The sequence below is a fragment of the Morganella psychrotolerans genome (assembly GCF_965118875.1).
GTDB lineage: Bacteria > Pseudomonadota > Gammaproteobacteria > Enterobacterales > Enterobacteriaceae > Morganella > Morganella psychrotolerans_C.
Genome location: NZ_CBCPJD010000001.1, coordinates 333,261 through 352,417 on the forward strand (window position 1 = coordinate 333,261; position 19,157 = coordinate 352,417).

The window sequence follows — 19,157 nt, forward strand, 5'->3', positions numbered from 1 at the left end:
GACAGGTCATGATTGAAGCAGACAGACTGATTACGGCAGAAACATTACCGGATGATGAAGTGGTGGATCGCGCAATCCGTCCGAAATTCCTGGCGGAATATGTGGGTCAGCCGCAGGTCTGTTCACAGATGGAAATTTTTATCGAAGCGGCACGTCAGCGCGGAGACGCTCTCGATCATCTGCTGATTTTTGGTCCGCCCGGGCTCGGGAAAACTACGCTGGCAAACATTGTTGCCAATGAAATGGGTGTTAATCTGCGCACAACATCCGGTCCGGTACTGGAAAAAGCCGGTGATCTGGCGGCAATGCTGACTAACCTCGAGCCTCATGATGTCTTATTTATCGATGAAATTCACCGCTTATCACCGGTGGTCGAAGAAATTTTGTATCCGGCAATGGAAGATTATCAGCTGGATATTATGATCGGCGAAGGTCCGGCTGCCCGCTCGATTAAAATTGATTTGCCGCCGTTTACCCTGATTGGTGCGACAACCAGGGCGGGTTCTCTGACCTCTCCGCTGCGTGACCGTTTTGGTATTGTCCAGCGACTTGAGTTTTATAATGTGGATGATTTACAGCATATTGTCAGCCGCAGCGCCCATTTTATGGGCGTGGATATGTCTGCTGAAGGTGCCCGTCAGATAGCCATGCGCTCACGCGGGACACCGCGTATTACCAACCGTCTGTTACGGCGGGTGCGGGATTTTGCCCAGGTGAAAGGTGACGGGTCGATAGACGAATCTACCGCCGGGCTGGCGCTGGATATGCTGAGTGTGGATGCCGCCGGATTTGATTATCTCGACCGTAAGTTATTAGTCACTATTATTGATAAATTTATGGGTGGCCCCGTCGGTCTGGATAACCTGGCTGCGGCCATTGGAGAAGAGCGGGAAACCATCGAAGATGTAATTGAGCCGTTCTTAATTCAGCAGGGCTTTATCCAGCGGACCCCTCGCGGACGACTGGCGACGATACACGCTTATCGTCATTTCGGGATTGAACATCACGGAAACCAATAAGCAGGATAATAAAACCAGATTGGTTAATAATTAATCAATTAAACATTATATGCTTATCTTTTTATATTCATGATAATTAAATGATTTTTCCGGGGATTATTCCGGGAGTAATCCGCTGTAATTGGTGATTATTCGATATTTTAAAATTGGCATGCGCAGTCGTAACCCTGTACTGTAGAAAGGATAATTTCTATATAGTGAAAGGGAACTGACTATGCGCGTTCATTTTATCATTCATGACTATTTTGAAGCGCCGGGCGCTTACGAATATTGGGCACGGAAGAACAAATTCAACGTCACATTCACCCGTCTTTATGAAGGTGATAAGCTGCCTGACAGTGTCAGCGGTATTGATTTTCTGATTGTGATGGGCGGCCCGCAAAGCCCGGCAACAACAACAGCTGAATGCTCTTATTTTGATTCGAAAAAAGAGCAGGCATTTATTGCCAACGCCATTGCGGCAAATAAAGCCGTCATTGGTGTCTGCCTCGGCGCACAGCTTATCGGTGAAGCACTAGGGGCACCGTATGAACAAAGCCCTGACAAAGAGATAGGTAAGTTTACGATGCATATCACCAATGCGGGAAAACGCAGCCAGCTTTTCTCGAATTTCGGGGATTCTCTGGGTGTGGGTCACTGGCACAATGATATGCCGGGACTTACTGAAAATGCGCAGATTATTGCCTTCAGTGCCGGATGTCCGCGACAGATTGTTGCCTACAGCAACCGGGTATTTGGTTTCCAGTGTCACATGGAATTTACCCGCGATGTGGTTGAATATCTGATCCTCAATAGTGAAGATGACCTGAAATCCGCGTCAACTTTCCGCTTTGTTGATACGCCGAGCGCTATCCGCCGTCACAGCTACAGTGAAATGAATGAGAAGCTTATTGAATTCCTCGATAAGTTAGCTCTGGGCTACACTGTCAGCCGAAGTGGTAAAACAGAGAAAACAGAAGAAAAGAAACTTCACCGCCCGATGGCGAAGACGAAAAAACGCCGATCTATCCATCCGGTGACCGGCCTGTAATCATCCCGATGGTCGTTAACAAAAACCCCCGCTGTGCATACCGGCGGGGGTTTTTATTTATATACCCAATATTATTCAAGCCGCCAACGAACCTGCAATTTGAATGAATAAGGGTATACCGGATCTTAGTTCTTAGGTTTAACCAGCAGACTCAGAATAAAACAGCATGCTGCAGACAGTACAACTGACGGACCTGCCGGGGTGTCATAAACGGCAGAAAGTGCTAACCCGCCGGTAATGGCAATTATACCGATAATTACCGCTCCGGCTGCCATCTGTTCCGGTGTCCGCGCAAAACGACGGGCAGCGGCGGCAGGGATTATCAGTAATGATGTGATAATCAGTGCTCCGACAAATTTCATTGCGAGTCCGATAGTCAGTGCCGTGACTAACATCAGCATCATCCGCAGGCGACCGGGCTGTATACCGTCAACAAACGCCAGTTCAGGACTTATCGTTACTGACAGTAAATTCCGCCATTGCCATAACAGCAAACCGGTGACAATTACCACACCGACGGCTATCGGCAGCAGATCTTCATAAGTGACTGACAGCAGATCACCGAACAGATAAGCCATCAAATCGACACGGACGTCAGACATCAGACTGACCACCACCAGACCGAGTGACAGCGCACTGTGCGCCATAATGCCCAGCAGGGTATCAACCGCCAGTTGCGGGCGGCGCTCCAGCCAGGCGAGCAGCAGCGCCAGGATCAGCGTGACCGCGATCACCGCATAAAACGGACTGACATTGAGCAATAAACCAAAAGCGACGCCCAGCAGTGACGCATGTGCCAGAGTATCCCCGAAGTAGGACATCCGTCGCCAGACCACAAAGGAGCCGAGCGGACCGGCTGCAATAGCCAGCAACATACCGGCGAGCCAGCCGGGTAACAGTAACTCAATCATGACGGCACTCCGCGGCACTATCCGGTGATCCGCTTACAGGTGAATGGTTGCCGCAGCAGGGCGCTGAAGGGGATGCAACCGCTCCGGCATTCTCATGACTGTGGTTATGATGATGACGGTAAACCCCGATTTGTGTGGCGGCACGGGTGCCGAACATCGCCGTAAATTCCGGATGTGCCGCAACAATATCCGGTTCACCGGAGCAGCAGATATGGCGGTTAATACAGAGTACGGTATCTGTTTTTGCCATCACCAGATGCAGGTCGTGGGAAACCATCAATACGGCACAGTTTAGTTCATCACGCAGTTGTGTGATTAAATCATACAATACCACCTGACCATTCACATCCACGCCCTGAGTCGGTTCATCCAGTACCAGCAACTGAGGGCGGGCTAACAGTGCCCGTGCCAGCAGTACACGCTGCATTTCACCGCCCGAGAGGCGCTGCATCGGTTTGTCCGTCAGATGAGCGGCGTTTACCCGCCCGAGTGCTGTCAGGCAATCTGCTTTGCTGACACCGCGTTTGAGATGCAGAAAGCGGGCAACGGTCAGGGGCATGGTCGGGTCAAGATACAGTTTTTGCGGAACATAGCCGACGGTTAACCCGGGTGTACGTGTTACTGACCCTGATGACGGTGCGATAAGCCCGAGAACGACACGGACGATCGTGGATTTTCCTGCGCCGTTGGGCCCGAGAAGGGTGATGATTTTACCCGGTGTTAATGCAAATGAAATGTCTTCCAGCACGGTATTGCTGCCGAAAGTAACGGATACATCATTTACCGCGATAAGTGTTGACATGGGAAATTGTTATCTTGCAGAATGAGTGAAACGTTATAATATAACATTACTAAAATCATGTCACGGAGTTTAAATTATGTTACATCAGTCACGGCGCGGTATAAAAACGGTGTTTATCGCCACTTTTTTGAGTTTAAGCGCACAAACCGCCAGTGCGGATGTGTTAACATCATTACGTCCTGTCGGATTAATCGCAGCCGCTATCGCTGATGGCGTAACGGACACACAGATTTTACTGCCCGATGGCGCATCGCCCCATGATTATGCACTGAAACCCTCTGATCTGAAAAAAATCCGGTCGGCGGATTTGGTTATATGGGTCGGGCCGGAGTTGGAAACCTTTTTGCAAAAGCCGTTAGCGGTTGTTCCGGCGCAAAAACAGATTGTTATCAGTGAGCTTGAGCAAGTCAGGCCGTTTTTGCTGAAAAACAATGAAGATGATGACCACGACGACGACGGACATCATCACCACGGAGTATATAATATGCACCTGTGGTTATCGCCTGATATTGCACGGCAAACAGCTCAGGTTGTCTATAATAAACTCCTTGAGAGTTATCCGGATAAAAAACCTGCGCTGGACGTAAACCTGCGTAAATTCAATGGACAACTTACTGAAACTGAGAAGAATATCAGTCAGCAGCTGGCACCGGTAAAAAATAAGGGATATTTTGTTTTTCATGATGCTTACGGTTATTTTGAAAAACGCTTCGATCTGTCGCCTTCAGGGCATTTTACGATCAATCCTGAAATTTCGCCGGGAGCTCAGACACTCAGCAACATCAAATTAAAGCTGGCTGAGCAAGACACATTATGTGTATTTGCTGAGCCACAATTCAGGCCGGCAGTCATTACAGCGGTAGCCAAAGGTACGAACGCGAAGATGGGCGTACTTGACCCGCTGGGCAGCGGAATTGCAGTGGGCAGGGACGGTTATACCGAGTTCCTGTCCCGGTTATCGACGCAGTACGCATCCTGCCTGGAGCAATAAATAAGGAACAGAACGCGTGCAATTGCAGCAAATGGCAAAATCCGCCGTTCTGGTATACAACCAGTTACCGAAAGCGCATCGCATGATGCTGGGAATGTTAACTGCCGCAACTCTGGGTGTCGCTGTCTGGCACCCGTTTGCTGTATATCACGAACGGACATCCGATAACGAACAGTATATTGAATCAGATTTTGCGCCGCCTGCGGATCTCAGCACTATTCAGGTGGATGCGGATACCGATGATATCATTACTGACAGCAGCGACCAGTTACCGGATGAAGGTCTGGCAAAAGAGTCTGATGATGTTGATGAATCATCACCAACCGATACTGTCATTCCGACATCACTGGAATATACCGTTGCAAATGGCGACAGTTTATCTGCCATTCTGACACAATACGGTATCGATTCGTCTGATGTTGCATTATTATCAAATAAATACAAAGGGTTGCGCAATCTTCAGATCGGACAGACCCTTGCCTGGGAACTGAACGAAGACGGGGAACTGAAATCCCTGAGCTGGACGGTTAACCGCCGTGAAACCCGGACATATGTCCGCAGCGGCAACGGATTTAAAGAAACCAAAGAAACCCGTGAAGGTGAATGGCAGACAAAACGCATCAGCGGAAAAGTCAGCGGCAGCCTGAATGCCAGTGTCAGTAAAGCCGGTTTAAGCCGCAGTGAAGTGCGGGATATCGCAAAAGCATTACAATGGCAGGTGGATGTCCGCCGGGTGAAAAACGGCGACAGCTTTACGGTGTTAACCTCCCGCGAAATGCTGGACGGCAAACAGGAGCAGAGCCAGATGATGGCTATCCGTCTGCATACTAACGGACGTGACTATTATGCATTCCGTGCAGAAGACGGCCGTTTTTATGATGCTAAAGGTGATGGCCTGGAGCGCGGTTTTCTGCGTTTCCCGACAGGTAAACAGTTCCGTGTTTCTTCTCACTTTAATCCGCGTCGCGTAAACCCGGTAACCGGGCGTATTGCGCCGCATAAAGGCGTCGATTTTGCGATGCCGGTCGGTACACCAGTGCTGGCAGTCGGTGACGGGGAAGTGGTTGTGGCGAAATTCAGCGGTGCTGCCGGAAATTTTGTGGCAATCCGCCACGGACGCCAGTTTACGACCCGCTACATGCATATGCGTAAATTATTAGTCAAGCCCGGTCAGAAAGTGAAGCGGGGTGACAAGGTCGGATTATCCGGAAATACCGGGCGTTCAACCGGTCCACATCTGCATTTTGAAGTCTGGAACGGTGAGCAGGCGGTGAACCCGTTAACGGCTAAATTACCACGCTCCGGCGGATTGTCCGGCAAAGATCGTGCGAATTACCTGTCTGTGGTTAAACAGCAGCGCCCGCAACTGACCTTCAATTAATATCTTCTTCTGCGAACGCGGGTACTCAGGTATCCGCGTTCTGTTCATCCGTTGTAGCGAATTTTAATTGTACCCAATGACATTCGAGATGCAGGCAGGCGGCAAGGAAAGACAGACGGGGAGCATACATCAGTATGTGACCCGGGTGGCTGAGTGCAGCTAACGAACCTGCAGTTTGAATAAACAAGGGTATACATCTGATCATAAATAATTAATAATGATACGTTAAAATAGTTATAACACTATGATATATATATTTAATTCAATATTGGTGTCCATCTGTGAATAAAGAAACCGATACAGACAGCAAAGCGGGATATATCCCGACATTTCACCGCCACTATCTGCACCCGAAATACTGGGGAATGTGGGCGGCGGCAGGGGCTCTGGCCGGGCTGACGTTTTTGCCGGTTAAATTACGTGATCCTATGCTGGCGGGTATTGGTAAAATAGCCGGACGCTTAGCCAAAAGTGCTCGTCGCAGAGCACTGATTAATCTTTATTACTGCTTCCCTGATATGCCTGCGGCAGAGCGGGAGGTACTGGCGGATAATATGTTTGCCAGTGCTCCTCATGCGTTTGTGATGCTGGCAGAGCTTTGTCTGCGTAATCCTCAGCGGGTTATTTCCCGCACACAGGTTCACGGGCAGGACATTATTGATGGCTTACAGGCGCAGGGGCGCAATATTATCTTTATGGTGCCGCACGGCTGGGCGATAGATTTACCGGCAATGTTGTTTGCTGCGCAGGGAAATAAAGTCGCGGGCATGTTCCATCATCAGAAAAACCCGGTCGCGGACTATTTATGGAACAAAGCGCGGGTGCATTTCGGCGGGCGTCTGCATTCACGTGAAGCCGGAATTAAGCCATTTATTGCCAGTGTCCGTAATGGCTACAGTGGTTATTATCTGCCGGATCAGGATCATGGTGCAGAGCACAGTGAGTTTGTGCCGTTCTTCAGCACTTACAAAGCAACACTGCCGGCTATCGGGCGGCTGATGAAAGTCTGCAAAGCCGCGATTGTTCCGCTGTTTCCGGTGTACGATCACAAAAATCATCAGTTTCATATTCATGTGCGTCCGCCGATGGATGATATTGACGGGCAGGATGATCCGTATATCGCAAGGCGCATGAATGAAGAAGTGGAAGCGCTTGTACGCCCGAATATTGAGCAGTACACCTGGATTCTGAAACTGCTGAAAACCCGTCGTGACGGTGAGGAAGAGCCGTATCAGCGGTTCAAGAGAAAAGAATTGCCCTGACGGGGCCGTTCATTACATCATAACAAAACCGCCGGTCAGATGACCGGCGGTTTTGTTTGTAATCTCAGGTAATTATTTCACTTCAAGAATACGGCTGGTATTAGTGCTGCCGACCAGACCCATCTGATCCCCCTGAGTGACCATCACAAGATCCCCGGGGAAGAGATAGCCTTTTTCACGCAAACGACTGACCGCTTCAGTTACTGCGGCAAGACCGTCAGTGTGTGTGCTGCAAAATACCGGGGTTACACCACGGTAAAGCGCTGTCTGGTTCAGGGTTTTTTCATGACGCGACATAGCAAAGATTGGCAGACCGGAACTGATGCGGGACATCATACGGGCGGTACGACCGGATTCTGTCATGGCGATAATAGCTTTCACACCATTGAGATGGTTCGCTGCATACATAGTTGACATTGCAATCGCTTCTTCCGGATTGTCGAATGTCTTGTCCATGCGATGTTTGGAGATATTTACGTTAGGCATTTTCTCCGCACCCAGACAGACACGCGCCATCGCTTCAACCGTTTCAGCCGGATACTGACCCGCCGCCGTTTCAGCAGAAAGCATCACAGCATCCGTACCATCAAGAACGGCATTTGCCACATCCATGACTTCTGCGCGGGTCGGCATCGGGTTCGTTATCATTGATTCCATCATCTGAGTCGCGGTGATAACGACACGATTCAGTTGACGGCTGCGGCGAATCAGTTTTTTCTGGACACCGACAAGCTCCGGATCGCCGATTTCCACGCCGAGATCACCACGGGCAACCATCACCACATCAGAGGCGAGGATAATCTCATCCATTACCTGATCAGTGGCAACGGCTTCTGCGCGCTCCACTTTGGAGACAATCTGGGCTTCACAACCGGCATCACGGGCGAGGCGGCGTGCAAGATGTAAATCTTCCGCGCAGCGCGGGAAGGAGACAGCAAGGTAATCAACATTAATTCTGGCGGCTGTTTTGATGTCTTCTTTGTCTTTTTCAGTCAGTGCATCAGCAGACAGCCCGCCGCCCTGTTTATTAATCCCTTTATTATTAGAAAGTAAACCACCAACAGTCACTTCCGTCATAATTTTTGCGCCTTTTACATCCAGCACTTTCAGCTGAACGCGGCCATCATCAAGTAACAGAATATCGCCGGGAACCACATCTTCCGGCAATTTTTTGTAATCAATACCGACGTGCTCATTGGTACCTTCACCTTTACCCAGCTCAGCATCAAGGATGAATTTATCACCGACGCTCAGCAAGATTTTATTATCTTTAAAGGTGGATACGCGGATTTTCGGGCCCTGAAGGTCACCTAAAATCGCTACCTGAACACCGAGGCGTGCGGCAATTTCACGGACTTTTACCGCACGTTCAACGTGATCTTCCGGGCTGCCGTGAGAGAAGTTCATGCGGACAACGTTTGCTCCCGCCTGAATGATTTTTTCGAGATTATTATCACGATCCGTAGCCGGACCCAGGGTCGTCACAATTTTTGTTCTTCTGAGACGTGTTGACATACATTTCTCCGTTGACCTGAATAAGGTAAAACTGGTGTTAATAAAAACACTCTTCCGTCCGGCGGATCATTTACCGGATAGTGAGTGTAAAATCGATTCACTCCTGTTTGATTATCGCGTAATTAAAATAAAAATCGAGTCAGCAAATGTAAAACAGTGAGTCAGGTATATCGTATCATTCACCATGTTACTAATTCGTGACATTAATTGCAGTCAGCGGCAGTAAATGTGTCAAAACGACACAAATGATTAAAAACTAACAGAGTTTGTCAATGCGGGAGTCTTTCAGTGCGTCTTTGACACGTTTCAGGTTATCACGGAATTTCGGACCACGGCGCAGGGTAAAACCGGTGGCGAGGACATCAATAATGGTCAGTTGTGCCAGACGTGACACCATCGGCATATAAATATCAGTGTCCTCCGGGACATTTAGTATGATAGTGACAGAGGCTTCGGCAGCAAGCGGTGAATTTTCTGATGTGATTGCCAGCACGGTGGCATCATTTTCACGGGCAATGCGGGCTATTTCAACCAGGTTTTTGGTGCGTCCGGTATGGGAAATCAGCACGACGACATCACCTTCTGTACTATTGATGCAACTCATGCGTTGTATAACAACATCATCAGAATAAATAACGGGGATGTTAAAGCGGAAAAATTTATTCATGGCGTCATGGGCAACGGCAGCAGATGCCCCCAGGCCAAAAAATGCTATTTTCCGTGCCTGGGTCAGGCAATCCACGGCGCGGTTGATGGTCAGCATATCGAGTGTGCTTCTGACCGCATCCAACCCTGCCATGGCGGATTCAAATATCTTACTGGTATAGGCATCAACAGAGTCATTTTCATCGACATTGCGGCTGACATAGGGAGTGCCGTTAGCCAGGCTTTGTGCCAGCAGCAGTTTGAAATCCGGGAATCCTTTGGTATCCAGACGGCGGCAGAAACGATTAACCGTCGGTTCACTGACATCCGCCATTTTGGCAAGAGTGGCAATGCTGGAATGGATGGCTATCTGCGGCGCACCCAGGATTGTCTCCGCCACTTTTTTTTCAGATTTACTCAGATAATCCAGACTGTTACGCAGCCGGTCTAAAATATTCATACCACTTTGCCTTTTATATTGATCTGTGTGACACGACAGGCTGTCATTATTTTCTGAAAATATACTACGTAAACCGGGGCAGAACAGGGGATAACCGGCGGAGAATAAGGCTTTTTTTTGAAAGTTTGAGCTGTGTCTGACTTTCATTCCGGTAAATTTGCATCAAAAAAGTAATTTTATTACATATTACTGAAAATCACATTGTGATGTGGCCACAGACCCGTACTTGCCGGGAAGGCAGCAAAAATGTGCTGTAACCCGCATTTATGTTTACTGACCGGGCGCAAACGAGTACATTATTCGTTATCTCTGTAACAAAATTACAATTCCACTGCCACGAGGAGAGGTTTTTTATGGCGTTGACAGCAACGGCTCCCGCTTGTGATTTAGTCATTTTTGGCACCAAAGGCGATCTCGCACGCCGCAAGTTACTTCCATCCTTATATCAGCTTGAAAAAGCAGGCAATATTCACCCTGAAACCCGTATTATCGGCGCAGGTCGTGCAGAATGGTCCCGTGAGGAATATCAGCAGTTTGTGGAAGAGGCGTTTAATACCTTCCTGAATGAGCCGCTGGATCCGGAGCTGTGGGCGCGTTTCAGTGCCCGCCTGGGATTCTGCAATCTTGATGTGAATGATTTATCCCATTTTAAAAGTCTGGCAAATATTATTGCGGAAAATAAAAATACCTCCGTTTATTATTTTGCTATGCCGCCAAGCACATTCAGTGCCATGTGCAGAGGGCTGGGCGAAGCGCATCTGAATAAAGAACCAAGCCGTGTGGTGATGGAAAAACCGCTGGGTAATGATCTTGAGTCTTCTCAGGCTATCAATACCGAAGTGGCAAAATACTTTAAAGAGAGCCAGATTTATCGTATCGACCATTATCTCGGAAAAGAAACGGTACTGAATCTGCTGGCGCTGCGCTTTGCCAACTCGCTGTTTGTGAATAACTGGGATAACCGGACAATCGATCATGTCCAGATAACAGTGGCAGAAGAAGTGGGTATTGAAGGGCGCTGGGGCTATTTTGATAAAGCCGGCCAGATGCGCGATATGGTGCAGAGCCATTTGCTGCAAATTCTGACCATGATTGCGATGTCGCCGCCGGATGACCTGAGCAGTGACCGCATCCGTGATGAGAAAGTGAAAGTTCTGCGCTCGCTGCGAACCATTGATATCAGTAATGTCCGGGAGAAAACCGTTCGCGGGCAATATACGGGCGGGTTTGTCCATGGCACAAAAGTGCCGGGCTATCTGGATGAAGAGGGTGCGAATACCGTCAGTCAGACAGAAACCTTTGTGGCGATCCGCGCGGATATCGATGACTGGCGCTGGTCCGGTGTACCGTTCTACCTGCGTACCGGCAAGCGTATGCCGTCAAAATGCTCTGAAGTGGTGGTGTATTTCAAACAGCCGTCCCTGAATATCTTTAATGAGACATACCAGCATCTGCCGCCGAATAAACTGACTATTCGTTTACAGCCGGATGAAGGTATCGATATTGAAGTGCTGAACAAAGCGCCGGGGCTGGATCACAAGCATCGTCTGCAAACGACCAAGCTGGATCTGAGCTTCTCGGAAACCTTTAACCAGACTCATATTGCCGATGCCTATGAACGTCTGCTGCTCGAAGCTATGCGCGGCATTCAGGCTCTGTTTGTCCGTCGTGACGAAGTGGAGGAAGCCTGGAAGTGGGTGGATTCCATTATGCATGCGTGGTCACTGGACAATGAACCACCTAAGCCATATCAGGCGGGAAGCTGGGGACCAATCGCCTCTATTGCTATGATGGCACGTGACGGGCACTCCTGGAACGAACTGGAATAATTATACAGCTGGTCGCATAAAAACCCGTGAACGGCGGGTTTGAGCCTGCTTAAATATGGTCATCTTCTGAATAAGAAGCTGGCCATTTTTGTAACTACCTAAAAAATAAAATTATTTACTAAAAAATAATGAGCGACGGCATTGCTGAACGCAGTTAGTTGTGATAAAAATGATGTTAATATTAATAACCGGAGGATTCTTTCATTGTTGTGACCCGACCGGGTACAAACAAAAGAATAAGACATCATGCAAAGCGACAGTAGTAGCAGGATTAAAATCCGACGTTCTACCCACGTACTTTTCCTTTCCGCTATCGTATCAAGCGAGCACTATTGGTACAGCGAATTATAGCTATTTCTCTTTCCGTCTGACGAGCCAAACGCCGCTGCGCTTTTGGTTGCACTGTTATATTTAACATTTTCGTTTAGCGTTAAACGCGACCGGTCACGCACCTTCTTTATGGTGTGTCGTAAACCTGTATGCGTTGTACATCAGGAAAAATAACTATGATTTACTGGATGTTTTTAGGCTTGGCCATTGTGACTGAGGTCATAGGAACATTGTCGATGAAATACGCAAGTGTTTCAGGCGACACCGCAGGAATGGTTGTGATGTATATCATGATCGCTGCATCTTATATTTTACTGTCCATGGCGGTTAAAAAAGTGGCTCTCGGCGTGGCATACGCGCTGTGGGAAGGAATTGGGATCCTCATCATTACCACATTCAGTGTGATGTGGTTCCAGGAATCACTTTCGCCAATGAAACTGGGCGGTCTGGCGCTGTTAATTGCAGGGATCACCCTGATTAAATACGGTACCAAAAAAGCAGTACAGAAAAAACAGCCTGTTGCAAAACCGTCTTATGCGCCACTGAACGAGATGATGAAAGGGGCGTAATATGTTGTCGACATTTGAATGGTGGCACGGGGCATTTTTACTGCTGGCTGTGGTGTTGGAGATTATGGCCAATATCCTGCTGAAGATGTCAAACGGCTTTAAACGCGTATGGCTGGGGATATTATCACTGCTGGCAGTATTAGGTGCATTCAGTTGCCTGGCACTGGCGGTCCGCGGTATTGAGTTATCTGTGGCGTATGCACTCTGGGGTGCATTCGGGATTGTGGCAACCGTCGCTGCGGGCTGGATCTTGTTTAATCAGCGCCTCAATTACAAAGGCTGGGGCGGTATTGTTCTGCTTCTGCTGGGTATGGTGATGATTAAATTCGCGTAATTACACTGATACTGAAACCGCAGACACCTTTCCGTCGTCTGCGGTTTTTTTATGTCCAAAATTAAAATAAACTGACAGACAGATACCATAAGCGCAATTTCCGGGTAGCAAAAATGAAAATATTACTGATTGAAGATCATGAAAAAACCGGTAGCTGGGTTAAAAAAGGACTGGAAGAAACCGGGTTTATTGTTGATATCACCACAGACGGCAGGGATGGTCTTTATCTCGTGCTTGAAAATGACTACCGGCTGATTATTTTAGATATTATGCTGCCGGGGATGGATGGCTGGGAAGTCCTGAAAACACTGCGTACATCTAAAACGGTACCTGTTATTTGCCTGACAGCCCGGGACGCGGTAGCGGACAGAGTGAAAGGGCTGGAGCTGGGCGCTAATGATTATTTAGTTAAGCCATTTTCATTTTCTGAGCTGCTGGCAAGAGTAAAAAATCAATTACGTGTCCATCAACCGGTATCGGCAGTAATTGATATTGCTGATCTCAAGATTGACCTTACCCGTCATGAAGTACAGCGGGGTGGAATAAAAATAACACTGACACGCCAGGAATATTCATTGTTGCTCTTTTTTGCCCTTCATGCGGGAGATATTTTACCGAGAACCCTGATTGCCGGTGAAGTATGGGGAATTGATTTTGAAAGTGATACCAATATTGTTGATGTGGCTATCCGGCGTCTGAGAAAAAAAATAGACCATGACTATGATGTCAAATTAATCGAAACTGTCCGTGGAATGGGATATCGTTTAAACAGGCCGGAAATATGAAAATACAGTCATTACGGTTTAAAATCATGTCATTATTTATCCTGCTGATGGTCATTAATGCAGGGTTTGTAACACTGATACTCTATCACTCATTAAAAAATGAATTAGTATCCCGGGATGATAATTTATTGGTTAACCGGGCCGATCAACTGGCAAAATTAATTATCAGCGGTATTGATATAAAATCACTGCCAATCTATTTTCAGCGCATGATGGATGTACGCCAGGATGTTATTAAAATAACAGATGCAGAAAATACCGTTATTGTTGATACCAATCCGGAATTAACGCTGGACAATCAATATCCCCCTGTCAGCCCGGAAAATCTGAGTTTACAATCAATTTCACATCAGAATACAGCTGACGGAATACCTCTTTCTTCAGTTAATTTTGAAATACAATCAGCAACCGGAAAATTACACGTCACTATCGCAAAGCTATCAGTTGATCGTAATAGTGTTCTGACCGGATATCTGCAAAAAAGTATAGCTGTTTCTGCTATCGCCATTATATTTATGGTTATTCTGAGTCTCTGGCTGATAAGACGGGGATTGCAGGATATTACACGGCTGAGTCAGATCACAGCGAAAACAGGTGTTCATTCCCTTGGTAAGCTTGTGGATATAAGCACATTACCGGATGAACTAAAAAGCCTCGGGGATTCCTTAAATATAATGCGCTCGAGACTGAAAAACGATTTTACCAGACTGACACAATTAGCGGATGATTTAGCGCATGAGTTAAGAACACCCATTCATGCGATTAAAGTACAGAATGAAATCACATTACAAAAATCACGGACTGCCGATGAATATAAATCTATTATTGTCAGTAATACAGAAGAGCTGGATAAATTGGCACAAATAATCCAGAGTGTTCTTTTTATTGCCAGAGCCGAAAATAAAAATATTAATTTGAATCAGGAACGTGTATCTGTTACTGAACTAATGGATGATGTTTATGAGTTGTTATCGCCTTATGCAGAAGAGAACGGGTCAACATTAGTCAATGAAATATCATGTGTCAGCGTCAGTGCCGACCGGATGCTATTAATGCGGGCACTGATAAATATTGTATCAAATGCTGTCAAGTACTCGCATGTTAATACCACAATAATTTCCCGTGCGGTTATCAGCGATAATAAAATTTTGATTTCTGTTATAAATGAAGGAGATGTAATAGAAAACAGTGATGATGTATTTACACGGTTCTGGCGTGGCGATAATGCCCGTACTTCAGAAGGAAGCGGGCTGGGGTTATCCATAGTTCAGGCAATTATGGAATTACATGCCGGTGAAGTCAGATTTGAACGTATTGAGTCCCGTAATGTTGTTACTTTAGTGTTGCCGGGGAAAATCGCATAAACATGACAAAATTGTCATCATCTTGTCAGCTTTAAATTCAGAGCCTGCGGTATAACGGATTAAACAGAAACGCTCTGCTGATTTTCTGAATAAAGGGACATACTATGAAAAAAATAATACGACCATCTGATATTACACCGGAATCTGTTTTTATGATGAAGCGCAGAAACCTGCTCCGGTTATTAGGTGCGGGTGCAGCCGGAATGATGGTCAGCCCCGGCGTAAATGCCGGAATTCTTTCATGGTTTTCTGCTGATGAGAAACCGGCGGTGCCGGATGCAATATTAAAAGAATTGAATTTCACCCGGCCTGTTGCATATCAGTCTGATTTGGTATTAACACCGGAAAATAAAGTGACCGGATATAACAATTTTTATGAGTTTGGTTTAAATAAATCTGATCCCGCTGAAAATGCACATACGATGAAAACGGATGAATGGACACTGGCAATTGAAGGGGAAGTGAACCGGCCGCTGATATTAAATGCCGATGATATCCGTAATAAATTTACAGCAGAAGAGCGTATTTACCGGATGCGCTGTGTTGAAGCATGGTCAATGGTTATTCCCTGGGTCGGTTTTCCGCTGGCTGCGTTATTAGCAGCCGCAGAGCCGAACGGCCGGGCGAAATATGTGGCGTTTGAAACATTATATGCACCGGAACAAATGCCCGGACAACAAAGTCGTTTTACCGGCGGCGGGCTTTCGTATCCGTATATTGAAGGATTACGTCTGGATGAAGCATTACATCCCCTGACATTTATGGCGACCGGTGTTTACGGAAAAGAACTGCCAAAACAAAATGGGGCGCCTGTCAGGTTGGTTGTTCCGTGGAAATATGGCTTTAAGGGTATTAAATCGATAGTTAAAATTCGTTTAACTGAATCTGTTCCCCCAACAACGTGGAATCTTTCAGCTCCCGGTGAATATGGTTTTTATGCCAATGTAAACCCGCAGGTAGATCACCCGCGCTGGTCGCAGGCGACAGAGCGTTTTATCGGCTCAGAGGGATTAGGACGGACAACACGGCAGCCGACGTTGTTATTTAATGGTTACGCTGATGAGGTTACTGATTTATATAAGGGGATGGATCTGCGGAGATATTTCTGATGATCAGATTACGCCACTATCCGGTTATTAATATATTTTTTCATCTGATGGCATTACTGCCATTGGTATGGCTGGTTTACGCACTTAACGTTGATAAGTTAAGTGCAGATCCTGCAAAAGATATTCAGCATTTTACGGGAATAACAGCACTGCGTTTGTTAATCCTGATTGCTGTAATACCCGCAGCCGCGCATTACCTAAAATGGAATAGTTTATATCAGACCAGGAAGTTACTCGGATTATGGTGTTTTGTCTGGGCAACATTACATCTGGCAAGCTATCTGTTTTTTGAAATTGGTGTCAATAACATTGCTCTTTTTTTCAGTGAAATTATATCGCGTTTTTATCTGATGTTGGGCGCCGCTGGTTGGATTATTTTATTCCTGATGGCGGTCAGTTCATTTAACCCGGTTCGCATCCGGCTGGGTGATTGGTGGAAACGTATTCACAGTTTACTTTATCCGTTGCTGCTGATTGTTATCCTGCATTATATTCTGTCAGTGAAAACGAACACACCGGAGCCGGTTCTTTATCTGATACTGATTATTTCGGCATACGTTCATCGCTTCCGGCAACAGCGAAAAATTCGCAGAACCGGTATTTAATTAAAATCAGATAACCGGGTTACGGATAATAACGGATAGTTTTATTAACAATCACAGATGATTCTGTTTTCAGCCCGGATGCGCCACCGTAAATATTCTGCGACGTAACATGTTCTTTAATACAGTTACCATGACTGTCATGGGTCAGACATTGCGTAAAATAACGGCTGCCGGCAATTTCACCATCGAATATTTCTTCCTGTGTCGCAGGGTAACCTTCCTGAGTATAGGTATAAGTCTGCGTCATTGGTGCCTGACTGTCTGATTTCACCGAAGTCAGGCGGTCTTTGTCATCATAACCGAATGAGAAATGCTGATCCGTTTTCAGATGCGGCCAGTGAGTGAGGATATCTGATACCCGGGCATTATCAAATTGTACCTGAACATCACCGGGCATCACGGTGTCGTTATTCTCAACATACATTTTTCCTGAACCGCCGGTTATCTGTTGGCGGGTATCTTTGGTAAATACAGTGTCGATAACCATCGGATACCGGTCTTTTTTACCCGGACGGTGTCTGTAGTTCCTGAGTGTATAAAGCGCATTGTCCGTGGTTTCTGATGCGGTCAGTATCCGGGTTATCTGCATTTTATTCCGGATTTCACTGCGCATAAATTTAAACTGTGTTATTTGTCCGCAAGGATCGAAATCAATATCTGTTGTGGTGCTGAACTGCCGGAAATCTTCCGGATCAGGCGGTGATACTGCTCTGAGCGATTTTACTGCTCCGGTGAGCAGCGGGGCGCCGAGGATAATCCGGTTATTTTGCAGTACTGATGCATCAGTGGTTTTACAGGTTTCTGCTGCATAAAGAGGAACAGTGCAGGTCGCGGTTAACAGTGTAATCACCGTGCACAACGTAAACGGCCTCATTACTTGTCACCGTAATAATCATAAGTGGTATGAAAAACCGTCTGCCCCTGAACATCTGTCATGCCGGGCTGGCTGTTACTGTTTGTTTTTGTCCAGATCCCCGATGTACAGTTTTGCCGTGCATCCCACTGAGTGCATTCAATGTGGTTGGTGACAGTGATACCGGCGATATCCGTTTTGTCTGAGCCGGTGACAAGCCCGCCTTTATCATTATATGTAAAGGCGTATTCGATCATGGGCGACGTATCTGTGTAAATCCGCGTGACATCGCCATTATCATTGTAGTCATATTTCATGGTGTAGGTTTGTGCGAACAATTCGCTGTTAATCACAATATTATCAACATCGCCACTGCGGTAATTCAGTTCCCCTTTTTCGGACAGAATCGTACTGTTTCCTTTAATAAAATTCTCTGTCCGGTAACCGGTGACGACTTGCTGCGCGTCTTTTGTCAGTGTTATGCGGGAAACCATCGGACGTGGTTTTTTCTGTGTTATATAACCGGTTGAGTAAGTGTATTCCAGATTAATAGCAGCATCATCTTCAGCGCCGGTGACAGTTGTGGTTGTCAGCGTGCCGTATTCCTGATTTTTGCGCATAAAATCATAACTGATGATGTGTCCGCAGGGGCTCAGGTGTATCCGGTTGAATGAGGAGAGCCGGATATCACTTTGCGGGTTTCTTTCGGTCGTCATCGAGACAGATTTAACCGGGCCGCGCAGGTAGGGTATTCCCATCAGGCGGTAATGGTTAAGCTGTGTTTGGGCGGACATGGGTTTACAGTCATCAGCGGCATAAGCCGGTGCAATTGAGACCGACAATAACAGCAATGAACCACAGAAGTGTATTTTTTTCACGCGTACCCCGGCTGATAACAGCACTTAAGTAGTATATATACCCGATGCCATTCAGGATACAGCCAGGGAACCTGCAGTTTGAATGAATAAGGGTATAAAATGAATGAATCAGATAGTAGGTGGTTTGCCGCGTCAGGACAATAAAAAACCTGCCGCAGCAGGTTTTTCAGAATATCGCCTGAATTTACTTGATTTCAGGCATTAACCCGATAAACGCAGTTTTTTTACGCGGGCCGGTCATCAGGGCTTCCAGTTTTTCAACACACTGCAAATAGTGCTGTGTTTTCTTATGTGCGGCAACGGCGGCATCATCCGTATAGGCTTCATAGATATAAAAACGGGTCTGAATATCCGGGTCCTGCAACACATCAAAACGCAGGTTGCCGGGCTCTTTTACCGAACCCAGATGATTTTCACGGAATACCGCAATAAATTCATCCACCTTGTCCGCTTTTACATTAATTTCGACTAATGTTACGTTCAAA

18 protein-coding genes and 1 pseudogene are annotated in these 19,157 nt (G+C 46.8%); 12 read left to right on the forward strand and 7 right to left on the reverse strand.

From position 1 onward, the window contains the following. Positions 1 to 8: 8 nt before the first annotated feature. A complete protein-coding gene (ruvB, locus tag ACMHKJ_RS01565; RefSeq protein WP_067362660.1) occupies positions 9 to 1,019 on the forward strand; it encodes a Holliday junction branch migration DNA helicase RuvB in 1,011 nt (336 codons plus the stop codon). A gap of 214 nt (positions 1,020 to 1,233) precedes the next feature. After that, positions 1,234 to 1,956 (forward strand): annotated as a pseudogene (locus ACMHKJ_RS01570) (glutamine amidotransferase-related protein); the annotation flags it as partial. Positions 1,957 to 2,174: 218 nt separating this feature from the next. Here the strand turns inward: ACMHKJ_RS01570 and znuB are convergent. Further along, positions 2,175 to 2,960, reverse strand: a complete 786-nt coding sequence (znuB, locus tag ACMHKJ_RS01575) for a zinc ABC transporter permease subunit ZnuB (RefSeq protein ID WP_067362658.1) — start codon at positions 2,958 to 2,960, stop codon at positions 2,175 to 2,177. Then, on the reverse strand, positions 2,953 to 3,762 hold the full coding sequence (gene znuC / locus ACMHKJ_RS01580; RefSeq protein ID WP_413491722.1) for a zinc ABC transporter ATP-binding protein ZnuC: 810 nt from the start codon (positions 3,760 to 3,762) through the stop codon (positions 2,953 to 2,955). The genes znuB and znuC overlap by 8 nt, the downstream gene beginning before the upstream one ends. A 76-nt stretch (positions 3,763 to 3,838) precedes the next feature. Between znuC and znuA the strand changes: the two genes are divergently transcribed. The 3 genes from znuA (at position 3,839) to lpxM (ending at position 7,396) form a co-directional block, all read left to right on the forward strand. Further along, positions 3,839 to 4,753 carry a zinc ABC transporter substrate-binding protein ZnuA gene (gene znuA, locus ACMHKJ_RS01585; RefSeq protein WP_413491723.1) on the forward strand — a complete coding sequence of 305 codons (915 nt, stop codon included), beginning with the start codon at positions 3,839 to 3,841 and terminating at the stop codon, positions 4,751 to 4,753. 22 nt (positions 4,754 to 4,775) lie between these two features. Further along, entirely contained in the window at positions 4,776 to 6,134 is a 1,359-nt protein-coding gene (gene mepM / locus ACMHKJ_RS01590; protein ID WP_413492099.1) for a murein DD-endopeptidase MepM, read from the forward strand. Positions 6,135 to 6,415: 281 nt separating this feature from the next. Continuing rightward, positions 6,416 to 7,396, forward strand: coding sequence for a lauroyl-Kdo(2)-lipid IV(A) myristoyltransferase (lpxM, locus tag ACMHKJ_RS01595; RefSeq protein ID WP_413491724.1), 981 nt, complete (start codon positions 6,416 to 6,418; stop codon positions 7,394 to 7,396). Positions 7,397 to 7,468: 72 nt separating this feature from the next. On the opposite strand, the gene pyk is transcribed toward lpxM, so the two are convergent. Then, on the reverse strand, positions 7,469 to 8,911 hold the full coding sequence (pyk, locus tag ACMHKJ_RS01600; RefSeq protein ID WP_413491725.1) for a pyruvate kinase: 1,443 nt from the start codon (positions 8,909 to 8,911) through the stop codon (positions 7,469 to 7,471). Positions 8,912 to 9,167: 256 nt separating this feature from the next. Further along, positions 9,168 to 10,016: a MurR/RpiR family transcriptional regulator gene (locus tag ACMHKJ_RS01605; protein ID WP_413491726.1), complete on the reverse strand. Its 849-nt coding sequence runs from the start codon at positions 10,014 to 10,016 to the stop codon at positions 9,168 to 9,170. Between the two features lie 353 nt (positions 10,017 to 10,369). Here ACMHKJ_RS01605 and zwf point away from each other — a divergent pair, with 353 nt between their 5' ends. The 7 genes from zwf (at position 10,370) to ACMHKJ_RS01640 (ending at position 16,941) form a co-directional block, all read left to right on the forward strand. Continuing rightward, positions 10,370 to 11,845 (forward strand): glucose-6-phosphate dehydrogenase, encoded by a 1,476-nt coding sequence (gene zwf, locus ACMHKJ_RS01610; RefSeq protein ID WP_413491727.1) that lies wholly within the window; start codon positions 10,370 to 10,372, stop codon positions 11,843 to 11,845. 506 nt (positions 11,846 to 12,351) lie between these two features. After that, on the forward strand, positions 12,352 to 12,744 hold the full coding sequence (gene mdtJ / locus ACMHKJ_RS01615) for a multidrug/spermidine efflux SMR transporter subunit MdtJ (protein ID WP_067362637.1): 393 nt from the start codon (positions 12,352 to 12,354) through the stop codon (positions 12,742 to 12,744). Position 12,745: 1 nt separating this feature from the next. Beyond that, on the forward strand, positions 12,746 to 13,078 hold the full coding sequence (mdtI, locus tag ACMHKJ_RS01620; RefSeq protein ID WP_067362634.1) for a multidrug/spermidine efflux SMR transporter subunit MdtI: 333 nt from the start codon (positions 12,746 to 12,748) through the stop codon (positions 13,076 to 13,078). Positions 13,079 to 13,191: 113 nt separating this feature from the next. Next, the gene (hprR, locus tag ACMHKJ_RS01625; RefSeq protein WP_413491728.1) at positions 13,192 to 13,863 is read left to right on the forward strand and encodes a response regulator transcription factor HprR; all 672 of its coding nucleotides are present in this window, start codon (positions 13,192 to 13,194) and stop codon (positions 13,861 to 13,863) included. A 26-nt stretch (positions 13,864 to 13,889) separates the two neighbouring features. Continuing rightward, entirely contained in the window at positions 13,890 to 15,227 is a 1,338-nt protein-coding gene (locus tag ACMHKJ_RS01630) for an ATP-binding protein (RefSeq protein ID WP_413491729.1), read from the forward strand. 104 nt (positions 15,228 to 15,331) lie between these two features. Further along, on the forward strand, positions 15,332 to 16,336 hold the full coding sequence (msrP, locus tag ACMHKJ_RS01635; RefSeq protein WP_413491730.1) for a protein-methionine-sulfoxide reductase catalytic subunit MsrP: 1,005 nt from the start codon (positions 15,332 to 15,334) through the stop codon (positions 16,334 to 16,336). After that, the gene (locus ACMHKJ_RS01640; RefSeq protein ID WP_413491731.1) at positions 16,336 to 16,941 is read left to right on the forward strand and encodes a protein-methionine-sulfoxide reductase heme-binding subunit MsrQ; all 606 of its coding nucleotides are present in this window, start codon (positions 16,336 to 16,338) and stop codon (positions 16,939 to 16,941) included. Before msrP ends, ACMHKJ_RS01640 begins: the two co-directional genes overlap by 1 nt. Positions 16,942 to 16,960: 19 nt before the next feature. Here ACMHKJ_RS01640 and ACMHKJ_RS01645 read toward each other — a convergent pair whose 3' ends face one another. The 3 genes from ACMHKJ_RS01645 to lsrG form a co-directional block, all read right to left on the reverse strand. Beyond that, positions 16,961 to 17,791: a hypothetical protein gene (locus tag ACMHKJ_RS01645; RefSeq protein ID WP_413491732.1), complete on the reverse strand. Its 831-nt coding sequence runs from the start codon at positions 17,789 to 17,791 to the stop codon at positions 16,961 to 16,963. Between the two features lie 23 nt (positions 17,792 to 17,814). Further along, the gene (locus ACMHKJ_RS01650; protein ID WP_413491733.1) at positions 17,815 to 18,672 is read right to left on the reverse strand and encodes a hypothetical protein; all 858 of its coding nucleotides are present in this window, start codon (positions 18,670 to 18,672) and stop codon (positions 17,815 to 17,817) included. A gap of 184 nt (positions 18,673 to 18,856) precedes the next feature. Then, positions 18,857 to 19,156, reverse strand: a complete 300-nt coding sequence (lsrG, locus tag ACMHKJ_RS01655) for a (4S)-4-hydroxy-5-phosphonooxypentane-2,3-dione isomerase (RefSeq protein ID WP_413491734.1) — start codon at positions 19,154 to 19,156, stop codon at positions 18,857 to 18,859. Position 19,157: the final 1 nt, after the last annotated feature.

Bases quoted from the DNA above. Each gene is read 5' to 3' on its own strand.
- ruvB (WP_067362660.1), top strand. From the start codon at position 9: ATGATTGAAGCAGACAGACTGATTACGGCAGAAACATTACCGGATGAT.
- znuB (WP_067362658.1), bottom strand. From the start codon at position 2,960: ATGATTGAGTTACTGTTACCCGGCTGGCTCGCCGGTATGTTGCTGGCT.
- znuC (WP_413491722.1), bottom strand. From the start codon at position 3,762: ATGTCAACACTTATCGCGGTAAATGATGTATCCGTTACTTTCGGCAGC.
- znuA (WP_413491723.1), top strand. From the start codon at position 3,839: ATGTTACATCAGTCACGGCGCGGTATAAAAACGGTGTTTATCGCCACT.
- pyk (WP_413491725.1), bottom strand. From the start codon at position 8,911: ATGTCAACACGTCTCAGAAGAACAAAAATTGTGACGACCCTGGGTCCG.
- ACMHKJ_RS01605 (WP_413491726.1), bottom strand. From the start codon at position 10,016: ATGAATATTTTAGACCGGCTGCGTAACAGTCTGGATTATCTGAGTAAA.
- zwf (WP_413491727.1), top strand. From the start codon at position 10,370: ATGGCGTTGACAGCAACGGCTCCCGCTTGTGATTTAGTCATTTTTGGC.
- mdtJ (WP_067362637.1), top strand. From the start codon at position 12,352: ATGATTTACTGGATGTTTTTAGGCTTGGCCATTGTGACTGAGGTCATA.
- mdtI (WP_067362634.1), top strand. From the start codon at position 12,746: ATGTTGTCGACATTTGAATGGTGGCACGGGGCATTTTTACTGCTGGCT.
- hprR (WP_413491728.1), top strand. From the start codon at position 13,192: ATGAAAATATTACTGATTGAAGATCATGAAAAAACCGGTAGCTGGGTT.
- ACMHKJ_RS01630 (WP_413491729.1), top strand. From the start codon at position 13,890: ATGTCATTATTTATCCTGCTGATGGTCATTAATGCAGGGTTTGTAACA.
- msrP (WP_413491730.1), top strand. From the start codon at position 15,332: ATGAAAAAAATAATACGACCATCTGATATTACACCGGAATCTGTTTTT.
- ACMHKJ_RS01640 (WP_413491731.1), top strand. From the start codon at position 16,336: ATGATCAGATTACGCCACTATCCGGTTATTAATATATTTTTTCATCTG.